The following is a 16,785-nucleotide window of genomic DNA, read 5'->3' as shown; positions in this document are numbered from 1 at the left end:
TTTTCGTCATGCCTCGTGCCAGCCTCAAGAATCGCGTCATCTCACTGCTTGCCGACTGCGGCATTGAAGTCGGTGGCGATGCGCCCTGGGATATCCGCATTCATGACGAGGAGTTTTACGCGCGGGTCATTGCCCACGGCTCACTCGGTCTCGGCGAGTCCTACATGGATGAGCAGTGGGATGCCGTGCAGCTCGATGCCTTCCTTTTCAAGCTGCTCAATGCGCATATCGATGAACGTACTGGCAAGATCGATGACGCGCGATTGTGGCTCAAGGCGGAGTTTCGCAACCTGCAACGCGGGCGTCGCGCCTACGAGGTTGGCGAACGCCACTATGATCTCGGCAACGACCTGTTCCGCGCCATGCTTGGCAAGCGTCTTGTCTACAGTTGTGGTTATTGGAAATCGGCTGGCGATCTCGATGCTGCACAGGAAGCCAAGCTCGACCTCGTCTGCAGAAAATTGGGACTGGTGCCCGGCATGCGCGTCCTTGATATTGGCTGCGGCTGGGGTGAAGCCTTGAAACTGGCCGCCGAACGCTATGGCATCAGCGGCGTCGGCGTCACGGTTTCCAACGAGCAGGCTGAATTTGCTCGCGAGCTTTGCCGGGGGCTGCCCATCGAAATTCGCGTCCAGGACTATCGTGAACTCGATGAGCAATTCGACAGGGTCTTCTCGATCGGCATGTTCGAGCATGTCGGGGTCAAGAACTATCGCCGCTATTTCGAAGTGGTCCGCCGCTGTCTGATCGACGATGGCCTGACTCTCCTGCATTGCATCGGTGCCAATACGTCGTCGAACCACACCGATCCGTGGATCGCCAAATACATCTTTCCGAATTCGATGATTCCTTCTGCGGCACAAATTTCGAAAGCAGCGGAAAAAAACTTCGTGCTCGAAGACTGGCACGGATTCGGACCCTACTATGACCGCACCCTGATGGCCTGGATGCAGAATTTCGAGCAGTCCTGGCCGCAGCTTTCAGCTCGCTATGGTGAACGCTTTCGTCGCATGTGGCACTACTATCTGGCCGCCTCCGCAGCAGCGTTCCGCTCGCGCCGAGACCAGCTCTGGCAAATCGTTTTCAGCCCGCGTGGCGTGCCGGGAGGTTATGTCGCGCAGCGCTGAGACAAGTCCAGGACCGATCAGGACTCCGATGATTGCGTTTTCCTGCACTGCTGACACAAGGCAGCGGCGCGGGATCGCTGCCTTCGCAGGACAACGAGAATGAGCTTCTGGACACACCTGAAGCGAGTTCAACAGAGCAAAGCCTATTGGCCAGCGGCAGTATCAAGACGGCTGATGATTCCTTCCTCGAACCATCGACGCAGGAATCCGACCGCCAGCGTCGGCACTTCATCAACCGGCTGACTCTGCGCCAATCGTTCGCACAAGGAAGCGAAGTTCTGCGCATCCAGCAGGCAGGCATCCAGGGCGGCGAGCTCAACCGCATCCGCCGGGCGAAAGCGCGTCACGCGCTCCTCGTCGCGCCAGAGCAAATGTGCCGGCGCAGGAGCATCGCTCACTTCTGGCGGGCGATTTTCATCCTTCAGCGCACGCCATATCTGGACGGCATTGGTCTGCATCGGCAGCAGGCGCAAACTCGGATGGAAATGCAGACGAAGGTCCGGCCAGACCGCAGCATCGAGTGATTGCATGACCGACCAATCGAGCCGTTGCGCATCGGCGGCATCAAACACATCAAGCAAGCCGCGCTCGAATGCAGCCAGCTCACTGATCTCCGGATGCTCCGAGAATGGCGATTGCGAGCCAAGCCATGCCGGGCCTTGCGCGCCGAAATGTCGGAGCGAACGCACTCGCGATGGATGCGCCTCGATATAGCCATTGCAGAACTCGGCCCAAAGATTGTCGCCAAGGTAACGGGCAAGCACGGGGTGATCATTTTCCAGCGCTTCGCGCAAACGCGATCCATAAGCATTGGCGTAGATCGACAAGCCGATATCGCTGTCGACCAGGCCTTGTGCGCACCATTCACGCGGAAATACCGAGCCCCCGCGAACATGGCCGAGGAAATGCTGCTCCAGGGAATCGAGCGGGATCATGCGCAGACAGCCTGCGCCGGCTGCCTTGCAGCAGAGCCAATCCGCCGAGCCCGATCGAGCTCGGCAACGAGTTCGGCCAGCGGTGGAATCTGGTCGTCGCGTTCGATCATCGTGGTCACCGGGCCGACTCGCTCCAGTGTTCGCGCATAGAGCGCCCAGACTTCATCGCGTACCGGATGATCGTGCGTATCGATTACATAATCACCGTAGTCGCTATGTCCGGCCAGATGGATCTGCCAGATTTTTTCGGCGGGCAATGCCGCAACATAGGCATCGGCGTCGTAGCCGTGATTGCGCGAACTGACGTAGATATTGTTGACATCAAGCAGGATACGGCAGCCGCTGCGGCGCGCAATCTCACTCAGAAAAGCCGCTTCGTCCATCTCGGCGTTGGCGAAGCTGACATAGGTCGAGACATTCTCAATGAGAATCTCGCGCCCCAGAAAATCCTGTACCTCGCCGATCCTGGATGCGACATGCGCGATCGCTTCTTCGGTGTAGGGCAACGGCATCAGGTCATGACTATTGATGCCGCCGTTCGCGGTCCAGCACAGATGATCGGAAATCCACATCGGCTCGATATCGCGGGCCAGTTGGCCCAGCTCGCGCAGATAATCGAGATCCAGCGGATCGGTGCTGCCGATCGACAGGGACACCCCATGCATGGCCAGCGGATAGCGCGCTCGAATGGCATCGAGATAGTGACGCGGCTTGCCACCGGCAACCATGAAGTTTTCGGAAATGATTTCGAACCAGTCAACCGCCGGGCTCTCATCCAGCACGGCATCGAAATGTTCGGTGCGCAGACCGAGTCCGTAGCCATACCAGGGCCGAACGCCCGAAGCATCCGCTTCGGGCGCCGGCGTACGCGCAATTTCAGCGCGCTCAGTCATTACGACTTGGTCGTGCCACCGACATTGGCACAAGTGGCGGAAGCGATCGAGATATAGCCCTGCCCCTTGCACGCACCCTGACCCTTGCAAGCATTGTCAGCGGTCTTGCAGTCGTTGTGGCCTTTGCACGCATTCGCGCCGTAGCACTTCACGTGATCAGCCGATTCGACCATGGCCATGCCGGCCTCTTTGTCCATTTTGCCACCGAGGTCAGCACAGGCATCGGCGCTCGTGGCGACAAAACCCTGGCCCTTGCAGGCACCCTGACCCTTGCAGGCATTGGCGGCGGTCTTGCAGTCGTTATGACCCTTGCATGCATTCACGCCCATGCAATGACCGACTTCAGCTTTGGCTGCGGCGTCGTGCCCAGCCGCATTGGCTTGACCTGAAACGCTGGCCAGACTTGCGGCGACCAGAGCGAGACCGAAACCCGAGATTCCTGCTTTGATTGTATTCATTGTCTTGTTCTCCAATACGGTTGAATTGATTTGATGCGACCTGAAGGATTTTCCTTCCATCCCCCGCAACGTTTGCCGACATGGCGAACGCGCAGGTCAAAAGACCATGCCAACACAAGCTTCCTTTCAATGGCATGCGGCATTCTCAAATCCAGCCAACTCCGACCGGATCCAAAGCGGCGCTCCAACAGAGGGTCCGACGAGACTGCGCCGGGCTCCATCGCACTGAACCAGAGAAAGATTGCGAATTCGCAATCTCACCCAGGCCCAACAAGTATTCCGCAGAAACTGCCTGATTCCGGAACACCGATTTGATCGCCACAAACCCAACTACGATTCATGGCGCAGAAAAGATGCGCGTGAGCCGCCCGCGAATCAACCTGAACATGCATCAACGCGAATACCGTCGTGCCGGCCGCAGGAAAGACGTCACTGCCAGGCTTGAACTACGGCGCCGCAGGAAATGTGTTTCGGACCAGTGGACTGAGGGCGTGATCGACACCCACCCGATACGCACGAGCATTTTCAAGATAGCTGGTACTGCCTTGAACCATCGCCTGCTTCCAACTGTGCTCTATGGCATCGAAATCTCCATCGCTGCTGGCCAGCATGACCAGCGAGCCCTTGCCGATCGGCACCTCCCTTCCGCGCATCCCATCGTGGCTGAAATCTATCGAACGCTGAGACGGCTTGTCGACGACATAAACAACGTTGACCGGACCACCGCGCTCGGGCATGACCATATGCACCGACTTGTAAGGACCCGCCGGGCACTCGTGCACATAGTTGACGCCGTCAGGGACCGAGTTGAGGCGCACACCACGATCGGCGAACGCGGCCATGACATCCTGTTTCGGAATTGGATTCCGTGCATCCGTCGCGCTGACGACATGCTTTTGCAGGTGCTCGACAACCATGCCGGCAAGCGCCGGCATTTCCGTTTGTCGATTGCTTAGCGCAACTACCGCGATCAGGATCGAAGCCGCCACCGCGACAACAATCGCGCCCATTCCTCGCTTGCTGTTGCGCCGTTGCTGACGGAATTCCGTGGTCTGGGCCAGAATGATGCGATCGGCCAGATTGGCCGGCACGGGAATGCTCAGCGATCCGCGGATGCATTTTTCAAACTCATCCGCCGCGATCTGCGCGGAAGCGCAGCGCGCACACTCCTCGCGATGCGCGACAAATGCGGCCAGCGTGCTCGCAGGCTCACTTCCGAGTCGACGGCGAAATTCCAGACAGTTCATAGCTCACTCACCTCGGCATTCTGGCTTTCAGATCCCAGTTGCCCTTTCAACTTCTGCCGCGCCCTGAAAAGTTGGGTCATTACAGCTGCTTCACCGAGACCGAGCTGCTCGGCAATTTCGGCACAGGTAAAGCCGCCAAGCACTTGCAAGACAAGTGGCTCACGATATTTCGGGTCGAGATTCGCGATCGCCTGACGCAGAACGGATTCTTCGGTGCGGCGCTCCGGTGTCGCTTGCGGATCCGGCAAATCGAAATCGTCGATATCATCCGATGACATCGCCTTGCGCTCGAACAGACGCGCATGCTCGCGGCGCAGGATCGTAATCAGCCACGCTTTGACCGCACCCACTTCGCGCAATTTGTCGAGTGCACGCCAGGCGCGCAGGAACGTGTCCTGAACCAGATCCTTGGCCAGCGCGTCCTGACCACAAAGCCAGTAGGCATAGCGATAAAGATCCGTCGAGTGCCCTCGAACCAGGGCTTCAAATTGGTGCTGACGACTGCTCATGGATGCAGAGACCGGCTTCATTGAAGATTCCTTGCAGCGTTGGCTTTCCGCGTGCTGATCGACAACTGCCCCAGACAGACGCAACGAGCGCTTGGGATGCAAAGACTAGCGCAAGTGGCAGTGGTAGGCTCTTGAGCGACGTTTCTGTTGCAGAAGATGCATGGATCTGATTCTTGTTCGCCACGGCAACACCGATGTCGAACCCGGCATCTGTCTGGGCCAGGCGGAGCGACCGCTGTCGACGCGGGGCTTTACCGACGTCCAGCAACTGGCTGCAACCTGGAACGGCAGCGCGCCGCGCTTTCTCTTTTCCAGCGACCTGCGCCGCGCCCAGCAATCGGCGCAGGTGTTTGCCGCGGCGTTTGCCACCGAACCGCTGACCGATCCACGTTTGCGTGAAATCGACTATGGCCGCTGGAATGGACGGCACTGGAACGAGATCATGCAATCCGAGCCAGACAGCTATCGTCACTGGCTGGACAACTGGGTCATTCAGGAAGCACCGGATGGTGAGAGCTTTGCCGATGTCCTGCGTCGCACCGGCGCATGGCTGGCGGCCTTGCTTGGCTCAACGGCGAATGACGATTGCGTACTGGCGATTGCCCATGCCGGTTCAATCCGCGCACTGCTTTGCCACGCACTGGGACTACCACCGGGTCGAGCGCAGACGATTAACGTTGATGCGTCACGGGTCTCGCGTCTGCGCTACGAAAACGGTCAATTCGACGTGCGCTACGTCAATGCCACCCGGTTTGAAGTCGATTGACCGTCCGATCCTGAATATCCCGGGGAAGCCAGTCATCGGCTAAGATAGCGGTTGTGCTTTCCCGGAATTGACAACATGACACTCACGCAGCCACAACGCCTCGGCATCTTCATCGTTCTCGCACTCGTCATGGCGGGTACGCGCATCAACCATTTCAGTGCGCTCCCCGATGCCTCCTGGGCGGTGTTTTTCCTCGCCGGCTTCTATCTTCGCGGCTCGATGCGCTGGGCATTTCCGGCCTTGATGGCGCTTGCCGTGGGCATTGATGTTCTTGTCATCAGCAGCCAGGGCCTGAGCTTCTGGAGTCATTACTGTGTCTCCGCGGCGTACTGGTTCCTGATTGCCGCTTACGCGGCGATGTGGTTTGGCGGCAGTTTGCTGCGCGCGCACATGAAGGGACAGGGTCTGCGTACGCTCGGCCTGCTCGGCCTGAGCCTGGTAGCCGCTGCCAGCGTCTGCTTTGTCATTTCCAACGGCAGCTTCTACTGGCTCAGTGACAGTGTGGTGTCGCCAAGCATGAGCGGCTGGATGCAGAACATGGCCGATTGGTACGTGCCTTATCTGCGCACCAGCGCGATGTACGTCTGTATCGCAGTTGCCGCCCACGTCATTGTTGCGCGCTGGCTGAACCTGCCAGGCGAACAAGCCGCCGCTCAGGCCCGCCGTGGGTAATCGACTGTCGAAAATCTACACGCGTACCGGCGATGACGGCAGCACCGGCCTTGGTGACGGCACCCGTGTCGACAAGGATTCGCTGCGTGTTTCCGCCTACGGCACGACCGATGAACTGAACAGTGCAATCGGCGTGGTTCTGGCATGCGAGATTGCGCACGATGTGCGCGAAGTCCTGATCCGTATCCAGCACGAGTTGTTCAATCTTGGCGGCGAACTGTGCATTCCGGGCATGGCCATGGTTCATGACAGCGATATCGAACGTCTGGAAAATGATCTCGATGGGTTCAACGAGGATCTTCCCGTCCTCAAGGAATTCATCCTGCCCGGTGGCGGCATGGCCGCGGCGCAATGCCATCTGGCGCGCACCATTGCCCGACGTGCCGAACGCTGCGTCATATCCCTGTCCCGTGAGGAATCCGTGCGCGGTGAGGCCATTCGCTACCTGAATCGCCTTTCCGACCTGCTTTTCGTCATCGCGCGCGTGCTTGCGCGAGCTTCTGCACATGGCGAAGTGCTTTGGCAACATGAACGCGTCAAGCGCTGAATCCGCAGCAGTCGCACGATGGTTCTTGTCTATACGCATGCAGATTGTCTCGGCCATGAGCCCGGGCCGGGACATCCCGAATCGCCGTCACGACTGAAAGCCGTGCTTCGAGCACTCGACGATCCGGCTTGCACACAAACCAAACGTTTCGATGCGCCGCTGGCTACCCGGGAACAACTCACACGCGTCCATTCGCCAGCCATGCTGGATGCAGTCATTGGCGCATCTCCGCTGCGCGGACAGATCTTCCTCGATGCCGACACGGTCATGTCGCCCGGGTCACTGATCGCCGGCCTGCGCGCTGCCGGTGCGGTCTGCGCCGCTGTCGATGCGGTATTCAGCAGTCCGCAGCGTCGCGCATTCTGTGCAGTGCGCCCACCGGGGCATCACGCAACACGTGACACGGCAATGGGCTTCTGCCTGTTCAACAATGTCGCCGTAGCCGCCGCGCATGCCTTGGCCGAGTACCGCATCGAGCGCATCGCCATTGTTGATTTCGATGTCCATCACGGTAATGGCACAGCCGACATTTTCCACGCCGACGCGCGCGTGATGTACGCCTCGACGCATCAATCGCCGCTGTATCCGGGTACCGGTGGAGTGCACCAGTGTGGTGTCGGCAACCTCGTTCATGTCCCGCTGCCAACCGCCGCCGGGACCCTGGAATTCCGCGCCGCTTTCGAAACCCGCATCCTGCCTGCGCTGGATCATTTCGCGCCGCAACTGGTATTGATATCGGCAGGATTCGATGCTCATCGCCTCGATCCGCTGGCCAGTCTGAACCTGGCTGCCGAGGATTTTTCGTGGGTCACGGAAATGTTGGTCGGTATCGCCAACCGGCATGCCGAAGGCCGCGTCATCTCTTCGCTCGAAGGCGGTTACAGCCTGAACGCCCTGTACGAGTCGACCATCGCCCACGTCAATGCCCTGTCCAATCCAAACCCTGGTGACGAACTTCGGCGATGATGACGGTGAAGCATTACACTAGCGCGTCCCGAGCCTTGGCAAACCTCAATACTGTGCTGCCCTCAACTCTTCGCAAGTTCCGTCGCCGCGCTGTCGCAGCCGCCATTGTCATCATCCTTGCCGCTCCGGCATGGGCGGCCGACACGTCGCCGGCCTGTCCGATTGGCACCCTGATCTGCAAAAAGCCGGCAGTTGACTGGTCGCTGTGCAAGAAAAGTGACCTGCTTGATTTCCACGTTGCCGACCTGCCGAGCAGCGGCGAACGCAGCCTGGCGGATACCGAGATCAAGGGCCGACAGACCCAATCCAGCGACGGCGAAAACTATACGCTTGAAGGCGATGCCAGCATCCAGCAACTTGACCAGCTGATTCGCGCCGATCGATTTACCTACGCGCGGACCTCGACCCAGTGGACCGCCGAAGGCAACGTTCGCTATCAGGATCGCGACATGCTGATGTCGGCCAGCGACGCCAAAGGCACGACTGATCCGAATCAAGCCACGATCAACAACGTGCGCTATCAGCTGCTTTCCTCGCGCGGCAACGGGCGAGCCGCTACCGCAAAAATCGTCGACAGCGAGCATGCGGCGCTGACCAAGGCGACCTTCTCAACCTGTCCGCTCGATTCACCGGGCTGGGAATTTCGCGCCGAAGACATCGAGCTCGATCAAGCCAATGGCATCGGTCGTGCCCATGACATGACCTTTCGAGTCGGCGATGTACCGATTTTCTGGCTACCGTATGCGAGCTTTCCAATCGATGACCGGCGCAAATCAGGCTTTCTCTATCCGACCATCGGCTACAGCAACGAGCGTGGCATCGACATAAGCGCGCCGTACTACCTCAACCTTGCGCCGAATTACGATGTGACCCTGACGCCACGTCTGATGACCCAACGTGGACTCATGCTCGGCGGACAATTTCGCTACCTGACCGATTCAAGCCGCGGAACACTCGAAGCCGAGTGGTTGGCAAACGATCGTGACACCCCTGCCGATTCGAGTCGCAGCCTGATCCACTGGGGCAACACCACCCACTTCAATGCCAACTGGGGTGCGCTGGTCAACATCAACCACGTCTCCGACGACCGTTATTTTGAGGATTTCGGGCGCAGTCTTGATATCGCCGCAACCACCTTGCTGCCATCGAGCGCGTATTTCGTCGGCCAGGGCAGCTGGTGGAAGGCGCGCATCGGTGGTGACGAATACCAGATCACCGATCCGACCCTGGCCCATTCAGCCGAACCCTATCGGCGTCTGCCGCGGGCAACCTTCGATGCTGATCAGGTACTGGTTGGTGATCTCGAAGCCGGCTTGCGCTCCGAATATGTCTCTTTCAGCAAGGACAGCGCGGTTGACGCTCATCGCCTCGATTTGTACCCGTATCTTGCCTACCCCATGGAAGCTGCCGCGTGGTTCTTCCGGCCCGAGCTGGGCTTCCGCTACACCAGTTACCAGATCGATCGCGATACCGACAAGTCACCGCATCGCGGGACTCCGATCGCCAGCATTGATGCGGGCCTGCATTTCGAACGCGCACTGGATTTCGCTGGCGAGGGTTATACGCAGACGCTGGAACCCCGTGTCTACTATTTGCGGGTTCCGTATCGCGACCAGGACAACCTGCCACTGTTCGACACCCAGGAGGTTCCGTTCAGCTTCGGCCAGCTGTTCCGCAGCAACCGCTTTGTCGGTGCTGATCGACAGATGGATGCGAACAATCTGACCATCGCCCTCACTTCGCGCCTTATCGAAGACAGCAGCGGCATTGATCGGGTCTCAGCGAGCATCGGTCAGATCCGCTACTTTGGTGATCAGCGCGTGCAGTTGCCGGGGCGTGCCGAAACGGACTTCAACGGCTCGACCTACGTCGGCGAACTCGATCTGCGCATCAACGACCGCTGGCGCGCGACGTTCTCCAACCAGTGGAATCCGAATACCGATCAAACCGATCTTTCCGCTGTCGGCATCCAGAACCGTTTCGGGCGTGAGGGCGTATTCAATTTGTCCTATCGGTTCCGCCGCAACCTGCTTGAACAAGCCGACGCCTCGGTGCTGATTCCGCTGAATCCCTCGTGGCGCCTGGTTGGTCGCTGGAATTACTCGATGTTCGACCGCAAGACACTGGAGGCTTTCGCTGGCATTGAACACGATAGCTGCTGTGTGGCCTGGCGTTTGCTGGCCCGTCGCTATGTGCACAACATCGATCGCGACATGACCAATGCCCTGTATTTCGAAGTCGAATTCAAGGGTGTCGGTTCGATCGGCCAGAAGACCGGTGATTTCCTGCGTCGTGCTATTCTCGGCTACTGACAAATTCGGCTCCAGACCGGCAGTCAGGTGGCGGCACCGCCTGGCAGTCTGCTGCAAGCAGAATTGTCGACGCACGTTTCCTTAACGCCGTCGTGATCACACCCCCTTACAATCCAGCCCCGTTTCCTTCCGGCTGCTGCGGACTCTTCATGCGCATGAACAAGCTGCTTGTCTCCCTGATCCTGGTTTTCATCCTTGGTGCACCCATTGCCCATGCTCAATTGATGCCGACCGAAAAGCTCGACGGCATTGTCGCCGTTATCGACAACAACGTGATCTTGCAAAGCGAACTTGATCTTCAGGTCGGCATGGTTGTCGCCCAGTACGCAAACAAGCCGGAGCAGCTGCCACCGCGCAACGAGCTTGAGCGCCAGGTTCTCGAGCGCATGATCATGAGCAAGCTGCAAATCGCCCGTGCCGACGATACCGGCATCAAGATTTCCGACGCCGAGGTCGATCAGACCCTCGGTCAGATTGCCAAGCAGAATCGCATGCAGCTCGACCAGTTGCGTCAGGCAATCCAGAGCCAGGGCATGTCCTGGGAGCAGTTCCGCGACAACGTGCGCGATGAGTCGCTGATCCAGAAGCTGCGCCAGCGTGTCATCCAGAGCCAGGTCCAGGTCAGTGACACCGAAATCGACTTGCTGCTCAAGAGCGGCGGCGTCAAACGCGGCCAACTGCACCTGGGGCATATCCAGATTACCCTTCCGGAAGGCGCCAACGCCGATCAGATCGCTGCCGCGGAAGCGAAAGCGAACGAGGTCAGTGCGCAGTTGCGCAACGGCATGGATTTTGCGGCTGCCGCAATCCGCTATTCCGATGCCCAGAATGCTCTCGATGGCGGTGATCTTGGCTGGCGCGGCTACGATGAGTTGCCCAGTGCATTTGCCGAGATCGCCGACAAGCTGCAACCGGGTGAAGTGGCCCCGCCCGTGCGCGGTCCGAACGGCTTCCACATCATCAAATTGATCGAGCGTCGTGAGCCGACCTCCGATGTGGTTACCGAATACCACGCGCGCCATATCATGATCCGCCCAACCGAAATCGTCAGCGCCGCGCAGGCCGAAAAGGAAATCAAGGATCTCCGTGCCGAAATCGTCGCGGGTGCGGATTTCGCCAAGGTGGCGAAGGCAAACTCCGATGACACCGCGACGGCCAACCTTGGGGGCGACATGGGCTGGTTTGTGCTCGGCGGCTATGGTGACAAGGTCGCCGAGGTGCTCGGCAAGCTCAAGGTCGGCGAGATCAGTCAGCCGTTCCTGAGCGACGCCGGCTGGCACATTCTCGAACTTCTCGACACTCGCATTGAAGACAAAACCGAGGAGGCCGAGCGCAACAAGGCGCGTCAAACCATCGGTTCACGCAAGGCCGATGAAGAATACGCGAGCTTCCTGCGCCAGCTACGCGCTGAGGCGTACATCGAAATCCGTCTTCCGGGAGCCGAAAGTGCTACCGGAAAAGGCAGCTGAACGACCGCGGATTGCACTGACTGCCGGCGAACCCGCCGGCGTCGGTCCTGAACTGGTTGCCGCTCTCGCCGCCGGGGAATTCGCCGCCGACCTCGTCGTGATCGGCAATATCGAGTTGCTCGCCGAGCGCGCTCGCGCAACCCGGCAAAAAATCGAATTTGTCGATTACGATATCGACACGACGCGACGTGTTCCCGGCCAGATTGCCGTCATCGACATCGAGCTGGCCACACCATCAATCGCCGGTCAGCTGGATACCCGCAACGCTGGCCACGTGCTCGATATTCTCAAGCGCGCCGCCGATGGTGCGCACACTGGCGAATTTGATGCGATCGTCACCGCGCCGTTGCACAAGGGCGTGATCAACGATGCTGGCGTGGCGTTCTCGGGGCATACCGAATTCTTTGCCGGGCATGCCGACTGCGAAGTCGTGATGATGCTGGTCGCCGGGTCACTCCGGGTGGCTCTGACCACGACCCACCTGCCCTTGTCCTCCGTTCCGGCCGCTATTACCCGAGCGCGCTTGCTCGAAACGCTGCGCATCCTTCATCGTGATTTGCGCCAGCGATTTGCCATCAACACACCGCGAATTGCCGTACTTGGTCTCAACCCGCACGCTGGCGAGGGCGGGCACATGGGCCGCGAAGAAATCGAAACAATCACTCCCGTACTCGAACAATTGCGCGGCGAAGGCATGAGCCTGATCGGTCCGCTGCCAGCCGACACCGCCTTCGTACCCATGCACCTCGAACATTTCGATGCGGTGCTGGCGATGTATCACGACCAGGGCTTGCCCGTGCTAAAACACGCAGGCTTCGGCCATGCCGTCAATGTCAGTCTGGGCTTGCCCTGGATCCGCACCTCGGTCGATCACGGCACGGCGCTGGATCTTGCCGGTTCGGGCCGTGCCGATGCCGGCAGCCTGCACGCCGCAGTGGACCTCGCCATTGAACTCGCAGCCCATCGCCAACAGGCGGGGCGATAGCGACCGACTACGCGATCAGGCTACACGCTGACGCCAGGGATGGAACTCCAGGACGAGGGCAATCGCAAGCAAAACCAGAGCAAAGCCAACGGCACCGGCCACGGTCAGCCTCTCATGCAGGAACAGGGCACCCCATAGCTGGGCGAATACCGGCACCAGAAAGGTATTGGTCACGGCCTTTTCGCTGCCGACGTCACTGATCAGGCGAAAGTAGAGCACATATGCCAGTCCCGTACAGATCAAGCCCAGCGCAAGCAGGCAGATGATCACTCCGGGATCAGGCCAGGTGGCTGGCAAACTCCACAAACCGAGCGGCAGGATCACGATGGCTGCGCCGAGCTGACTGGAACCAGCCAGCACCAACGGATTGACGCTGGCATGACGCTGACGGATGAACAGTGAGCTGTAGGCATACAGAGTCGATGCAAAAAAGCACAGGCCGATCGCAATGAGGGTCTGTTGATTCATGCCAAGGCTGCCATAGCGGGCCAGTACGCCGACCCCGAGCAAGCCGACCACGACACCGATTCGTTTAGACCACGATGGCCGCGCGCGCAGCATGATCGAAGCCATGATCACGGTCAGCAATGGCACGGTCGCATTGATCACCGCCATGTAGCCGGCCGGCAGGCTGCGCGCCGCGTAGGCAAAACACAGAAACGGCAGCGCCGCGCTGATCGTGCCAAGCCAGAGCCAGGCACGCCATTGCCTGCGCAAATCCAGTGCGCGCCCGAGCAGGCGCAACACGAGTACCAACATGAGTGCCGAGAGCACGATGCGTATCGCCGCCGTGAACGGCGCGCCCACCACCGGCACGGTGATGCGCTGAAACAGGAACGATGCGCCCCAGATCATTCCTAGCAAAAGCAGGCGAATCAGCGAAGAAACCGGCATCCGAATCCCGTTTTGTGGCGATGCAAAAGCCCGCACCATCCAATTTTTAGCTCACCATCGGCAGACCGCGAGGTCTGGGCGAGAATTGCGCATTTTACGAGTGCCGAAGCCATTGCGACATGGAAATTTTCGCAGCCTGCCAGGTTCTCGCGTACCCTAGCGGACCCGATTTCAGCGCCTGATGGCAAACAATCTCCGTGAGCCGAACTTTCGAACGATCCGCCGATGCGCCCCACGTCACGCGCAAGCGCTTCGGCCAGCACTTTCTGCACGATGAAGAGATCATCTCGCGCATCGTCCAGGCGGTCGCACCTATGCCTGGCCAACGCCTCATCGAAATCGGACCCGGCGAAGGCGCGATCACTCTGCCGTTGCTGCGCAAAGCCGGCAAGCTGACCGTGATCGAACTGGATCGGGATCTGGTACCGCGAATCAAGGCGCGCTGCGAAGGCATCGGCGAAGTCGAAATCATCAATGCCGATGTGCTCAATGTCGATCTGAGCCAACTCGCCGGCAATGCCAGCAAACTGCGCATCATCGGCAACCTGCCCTACAACATCTCGTCACCAATCCTGTTTCATTGCATCACCCACCTGGATGCCATCGAGGACATGATCTTCATGCTGCAAAAAGAGGTGGTCGATCGCATGGCGGCCGCGCCCGGCAGCAAAGTCTACGGACGCCTCAGCGTAATGCTGCAACTGGCCTGCCGGGTCGAACCGCTGCTGCCGGTTCCGCCGCAGGCATTCCGTCCGCCACCCAAGGTTGATTCGGCGGTGGTCCGGCTTACCCCGCTGCCACGCGAACAGCGCCCGGTCGAACTGCTTGATTCGATTGCGCGCTTGGTGCGTGCCGCTTTCGGACAGCGGCGCAAGACGCTTTCCAATTCGCTGGACGGTCTCGCCAGCGCCGATGATCTGCGTGCTGTCGACATCGATCCGCGTGCCCGTGCCGAGCAGATTTCACCACCATCCTTCGTTCGGCTTGCCGAGTTTCTTGCTCGGCAACAAACCGGCTAGGCCTCACGATTCCGGGCCAGCAGCGCACTTGCCCGCGAATGCAGCTTGCCGCACGTCGCCCACTCCCCGACAATCACTGCATGAATGCCAAGAAACTCCATGATATTGCCGTTTCGGTCGAAGCCTGCTTCATCGATGATCAATCGAAGCCGCAGGAAAACCGCTACGTGTTCTCGTACACGATCACCATCCACAATCGCGGAAAAATGGGTGCCCGCCTGATCAGCCGCCGCTGGGTCATCACCGATTCCAACGGTGACATCCGTGAGGTTCATGGTGACGGCGTTGTCGGCGAACAACCTTCGCTGCGCCCTGGCGAAGGTTACGAATACACGTCGGGAGCAGTACTCGAAACTGCCGTCGGGACGATGCATGGCAGCTACCAGATGCTCGCCGATGACGGAACGCATTTTGATGCGACCATCCCCTCGTTCGTGCTTTCGATCCCGCGGACTCTGCACTGATGCCCAGCGCCGGATCGACTTTCGATCACCCAGACGAGACGCTCTGACATGGCGGTCTGGGCGATCGGAGACATTCAGGGCTGCTACGACGAACTGGCCCGGCTAATCGACAAGCTCAACCATGATCCGGCACGGGATGAGCTGTGGTTTTGTGGCGACCTGGTCAATCGTGGCGGCCAATCGCTGGAGGTTTTGCGCCTGATCAAATCGCTCAATGAGCGAACCGTGGTCACCCTCGGCAACCACGATCTTTCCCTGCTCGCCGTCAGCGCGCGTAGTGAAAAGGATCAGGCCAGGGTCAATCCGGAGCTGCGTGCCGTGTTGTTTGCGCCTGATCGCGAAGAGCTGCTCGGCTGGCTGCGTCAGCGTCCCTTGCTGCATGTGGATCGCGATCTCGGCACGATGATGATCCACGCCGGCCTCGCCCCGAACTGGAATCTCGCCCGCGCCGAAAGCGTTGCCCGGGAAATCGAATCACAACTGCGCGCCAACGACTACAAGCGATTGCTGCGCCAGATGTTCGGCAACAAGCCGGATACCTGGTCGGCGCGACTGCGAGGCATTGATCGCCTTCGTGCCGGCATCAATGTGCTGACCCGGATGCGTTTTTGCGACATTCGCGGCCGGATCGCGTTTTCAGAGAAAGGCATGCCCGGAACCCAGCGTCCGGGGATTTACCCATGGTTCTCGGTACCCGGCCACATTCCTCGCGAACTGCGAATTGTCTGCGGCCACTGGTCGACCCTGGGCCGTTTCGCCGGTCTCGGCGTCCACGCGATCGATACCGGCTGCGTCTGGGGCGGCGCATTGACGGCCATGCGCATCGATGTCGAGGAACCCGAATACGTCGTCCTCAAATCCGATCGGCCCGTGCCTCAAGGCAAGACCGACTAGGGCCTGTTCGCACTATTCCGGCGCCATCGTCGTAATAGTGCGAACAGGCCTAGCTGTTGACCGGCTTTCGAACGTAGTCAACAAAGCGAAACGCGACGGCGTGCTTTTCATCGACCGCATGCGCCGTGTCGGCGATGACCTTCCACTGAGCAGCATCGAAGTGCGGAAAATACGTATCAGCCGATGCGGCCTGGGTATCGACCCAGGTCAAATGCATGCGCTCGGCGCGCGCGATGGCCAATGCGTAGATTTCACCACCTCCAATGACCATCAGCTCATCTCCGCTGGCTTGGGCGACGGCGGCATCCAGAGAATCGACGCCAATCTGCCCGGCAAACGGCACATCGCCGTTGCGCGACATCACCAGGTTGGTTCTGCCCGGCAAACTCCGGCCAATCGACAGTGCCGTCTTGCGCCCCATCAGCACGGTCTTGCCCAAGGTCAGCGCCTTGAACCGCGTGAGGTCATCCGGCAGATGCCAGGGCAAGGCATTGCCCTTGCCGATGGCGTAGTCGCGATCAAGTGCAGCGATGAGGGAGAGACGGGAGACGGGAGACGGGATTGGGGGTTCGGAAGATCGCCCGTCGGGCACGCGGTCACCCGATGCTCCTGCACCGCCCGCCAGACC

At 59.7% G+C, this 16,785-nt stretch carries 18 protein-coding genes; 11 read left to right on the top strand and 7 right to left on the bottom strand.

Annotation, left to right across the window (positions count from 1 at the left end):
• The first annotated feature begins 8 nt into the window (after window positions 1-8).
• Entirely contained in the window at window positions 9-1,127 is a 1,119-nt protein-coding gene (gene cfa / locus VFN25_RS01520) for a cyclopropane fatty acyl phospholipid synthase (protein WP_325138081.1), read from the top strand.
• 143 nt (window positions 1,128-1,270) lie between these two features.
• Here cfa and VFN25_RS01515 read toward each other — a convergent pair whose 3' ends face one another.
• The 5 genes from VFN25_RS01515 to VFN25_RS01495 all read right to left on the bottom strand — a co-directional run bounded on the left by VFN25_RS01515 (window position 1,271) and on the right by VFN25_RS01495 (window position 5,253).
• Window positions 1,271-2,062: a DNA-binding domain-containing protein gene (locus VFN25_RS01515; protein WP_325138079.1), complete on the bottom strand. Its 792-nt coding sequence runs from the start codon at window positions 2,060-2,062 to the stop codon at window positions 1,271-1,273.
• Complete coding sequence (locus tag VFN25_RS01510; protein WP_325138077.1) at window positions 2,059-2,955, bottom strand: DUF692 domain-containing protein; 897 nt, start codon at window positions 2,953-2,955, stop codon at window positions 2,059-2,061. Before VFN25_RS01510 ends, VFN25_RS01515 begins: the two co-directional genes overlap by 4 nt.
• Entirely contained in the window at window positions 2,955-3,413 is a 459-nt protein-coding gene (locus VFN25_RS01505) for a hypothetical protein (protein WP_325138075.1), read from the bottom strand. The genes VFN25_RS01510 and VFN25_RS01505 overlap by 1 nt, the downstream gene beginning before the upstream one ends.
• 446 nt (window positions 3,414-3,859) lie before the next feature.
• Window positions 3,860-4,660 carry a DUF3379 family protein gene (locus VFN25_RS01500; RefSeq protein ID WP_325138073.1) on the bottom strand — a complete coding sequence of 267 codons (801 nt, stop codon included), beginning with the start codon at window positions 4,658-4,660 and terminating at the stop codon, window positions 3,860-3,862.
• Complete coding sequence (locus VFN25_RS01495; RefSeq protein WP_325138071.1) at window positions 4,657-5,253, bottom strand: sigma-70 family RNA polymerase sigma factor; 597 nt, start codon at window positions 5,251-5,253, stop codon at window positions 4,657-4,659. The genes VFN25_RS01500 and VFN25_RS01495 overlap by 4 nt, the downstream gene beginning before the upstream one ends.
• A 76-nt stretch (window positions 5,254-5,329) precedes the next feature.
• Between VFN25_RS01495 and VFN25_RS01490 the strand changes: the two genes are divergently transcribed.
• The 7 genes from VFN25_RS01490 to pdxA all read left to right on the top strand — a co-directional run bounded on the left by VFN25_RS01490 (window position 5,330) and on the right by pdxA (window position 12,886).
• A complete protein-coding gene (locus VFN25_RS01490; RefSeq protein ID WP_325138069.1) occupies window positions 5,330-5,935 on the top strand; it encodes a histidine phosphatase family protein in 606 nt (201 codons plus the stop codon).
• Window positions 5,936-6,010: 75 nt separating this feature from the next.
• Window positions 6,011-6,607: a hypothetical protein gene (locus VFN25_RS01485; protein WP_325138067.1), complete on the top strand. Its 597-nt coding sequence runs from the start codon at window positions 6,011-6,013 to the stop codon at window positions 6,605-6,607.
• On the top strand, window positions 6,600-7,154 hold the full coding sequence (locus VFN25_RS01480; RefSeq protein WP_325138065.1) for a cob(I)yrinic acid a,c-diamide adenosyltransferase: 555 nt from the start codon (window positions 6,600-6,602) through the stop codon (window positions 7,152-7,154). Before VFN25_RS01485 ends, VFN25_RS01480 begins: the two co-directional genes overlap by 8 nt.
• A gap of 18 nt (window positions 7,155-7,172) precedes the next feature.
• Window positions 7,173-8,120, top strand: a complete 948-nt coding sequence (locus VFN25_RS01475) for a histone deacetylase family protein (RefSeq protein ID WP_325138062.1) — start codon at window positions 7,173-7,175, stop codon at window positions 8,118-8,120.
• A gap of 35 nt (window positions 8,121-8,155) precedes the next feature.
• The gene (locus VFN25_RS01470) at window positions 8,156-10,432 is read left to right on the top strand and encodes an LPS-assembly protein LptD (protein ID WP_325138061.1); all 2,277 of its coding nucleotides are present in this window, start codon (window positions 8,156-8,158) and stop codon (window positions 10,430-10,432) included.
• 155 nt (window positions 10,433-10,587) lie between these two features.
• Window positions 10,588-11,901 (top strand): peptidylprolyl isomerase, encoded by a 1,314-nt coding sequence (locus tag VFN25_RS01465; protein ID WP_325138059.1) that lies wholly within the window; start codon window positions 10,588-10,590, stop codon window positions 11,899-11,901.
• Window positions 11,879-12,886 (top strand): 4-hydroxythreonine-4-phosphate dehydrogenase PdxA, encoded by a 1,008-nt coding sequence (pdxA, locus tag VFN25_RS01460; RefSeq protein WP_325138056.1) that lies wholly within the window; start codon window positions 11,879-11,881, stop codon window positions 12,884-12,886. Before VFN25_RS01465 ends, pdxA begins: the two co-directional genes overlap by 23 nt.
• A 15-nt stretch (window positions 12,887-12,901) precedes the next feature.
• Here pdxA and VFN25_RS01455 read toward each other — a convergent pair whose 3' ends face one another.
• Complete coding sequence (locus VFN25_RS01455) at window positions 12,902-13,780, bottom strand: DMT family transporter (RefSeq protein WP_325138054.1); 879 nt, start codon at window positions 13,778-13,780, stop codon at window positions 12,902-12,904.
• A gap of 197 nt (window positions 13,781-13,977) precedes the next feature.
• On the opposite strand from VFN25_RS01455, the gene rsmA reads away from it, so the two are divergent.
• The 3 genes from rsmA (at window position 13,978) to VFN25_RS01440 (ending at window position 16,157) form a co-directional block, all read left to right on the top strand.
• Window positions 13,978-14,799 carry a 16S rRNA (adenine(1518)-N(6)/adenine(1519)-N(6))-dimethyltransferase RsmA gene (gene rsmA, locus VFN25_RS01450; protein WP_325138052.1) on the top strand — a complete coding sequence of 274 codons (822 nt, stop codon included), beginning with the start codon at window positions 13,978-13,980 and terminating at the stop codon, window positions 14,797-14,799.
• A gap of 80 nt (window positions 14,800-14,879) precedes the next feature.
• Window positions 14,880-15,263, top strand: coding sequence for a Co2+/Mg2+ efflux protein ApaG (apaG, locus tag VFN25_RS01445; RefSeq protein ID WP_325138050.1), 384 nt, complete (start codon window positions 14,880-14,882; stop codon window positions 15,261-15,263).
• Between the two features lie 48 nt (window positions 15,264-15,311).
• Window positions 15,312-16,157 (top strand): symmetrical bis(5'-nucleosyl)-tetraphosphatase, encoded by an 846-nt coding sequence (locus VFN25_RS01440; RefSeq protein ID WP_325138047.1) that lies wholly within the window; start codon window positions 15,312-15,314, stop codon window positions 16,155-16,157.
• A gap of 49 nt (window positions 16,158-16,206) precedes the next feature.
• Here VFN25_RS01440 and VFN25_RS01435 read toward each other — a convergent pair whose 3' ends face one another.
• On the bottom strand, window positions 16,207-16,719 hold the full coding sequence (locus VFN25_RS01435) for a dihydrofolate reductase (protein ID WP_325138129.1): 513 nt from the start codon (window positions 16,717-16,719) through the stop codon (window positions 16,207-16,209).
• Window positions 16,720-16,785 lie beyond the last annotated feature (66 nt).

This window comes from Dokdonella sp. (assembly GCF_035703485.1).
Lineage (GTDB): Bacteria > Pseudomonadota > Gammaproteobacteria > Xanthomonadales > Rhodanobacteraceae > Dokdonella.
The sequence above is the reverse complement of the archived record's forward strand: the minus strand, read 5'-3'. Positions and strand labels throughout refer to the sequence as shown.

Bases quoted from the DNA above. Each gene is read 5' to 3' on its own strand.
- cfa (WP_325138081.1), top strand. From the start codon at position 9: ATGCCTCGTGCCAGCCTCAAGAATCGCGTCATCTCACTGCTTGCCGAC.
- VFN25_RS01515 (WP_325138079.1), bottom strand. From the start codon at position 2,062: ATGATCCCGCTCGATTCCCTGGAGCAGCATTTCCTCGGCCATGTTCGC.
- VFN25_RS01510 (WP_325138077.1), bottom strand. From the start codon at position 2,955: ATGACTGAGCGCGCTGAAATTGCGCGTACGCCGGCGCCCGAAGCGGAT.
- VFN25_RS01505 (WP_325138075.1), bottom strand. From the start codon at position 3,413: ATGAATACAATCAAAGCAGGAATCTCGGGTTTCGGTCTCGCTCTGGTC.
- VFN25_RS01500 (WP_325138073.1), bottom strand. From the start codon at position 4,660: ATGAACTGTCTGGAATTTCGCCGTCGACTCGGAAGTGAGCCTGCGAGC.
- VFN25_RS01490 (WP_325138069.1), top strand. From the start codon at position 5,330: ATGGATCTGATTCTTGTTCGCCACGGCAACACCGATGTCGAACCCGGC.
- VFN25_RS01485 (WP_325138067.1), top strand. From the start codon at position 6,011: ATGACACTCACGCAGCCACAACGCCTCGGCATCTTCATCGTTCTCGCA.
- VFN25_RS01475 (WP_325138062.1), top strand. From the start codon at position 7,173: ATGGTTCTTGTCTATACGCATGCAGATTGTCTCGGCCATGAGCCCGGG.
- VFN25_RS01465 (WP_325138059.1), top strand. From the start codon at position 10,588: ATGAACAAGCTGCTTGTCTCCCTGATCCTGGTTTTCATCCTTGGTGCA.
- VFN25_RS01455 (WP_325138054.1), bottom strand. From the start codon at position 13,780: ATGCCGGTTTCTTCGCTGATTCGCCTGCTTTTGCTAGGAATGATCTGG.
- apaG (WP_325138050.1), top strand. From the start codon at position 14,880: ATGAATGCCAAGAAACTCCATGATATTGCCGTTTCGGTCGAAGCCTGC.
- VFN25_RS01440 (WP_325138047.1), top strand. From the start codon at position 15,312: ATGGCGGTCTGGGCGATCGGAGACATTCAGGGCTGCTACGACGAACTG.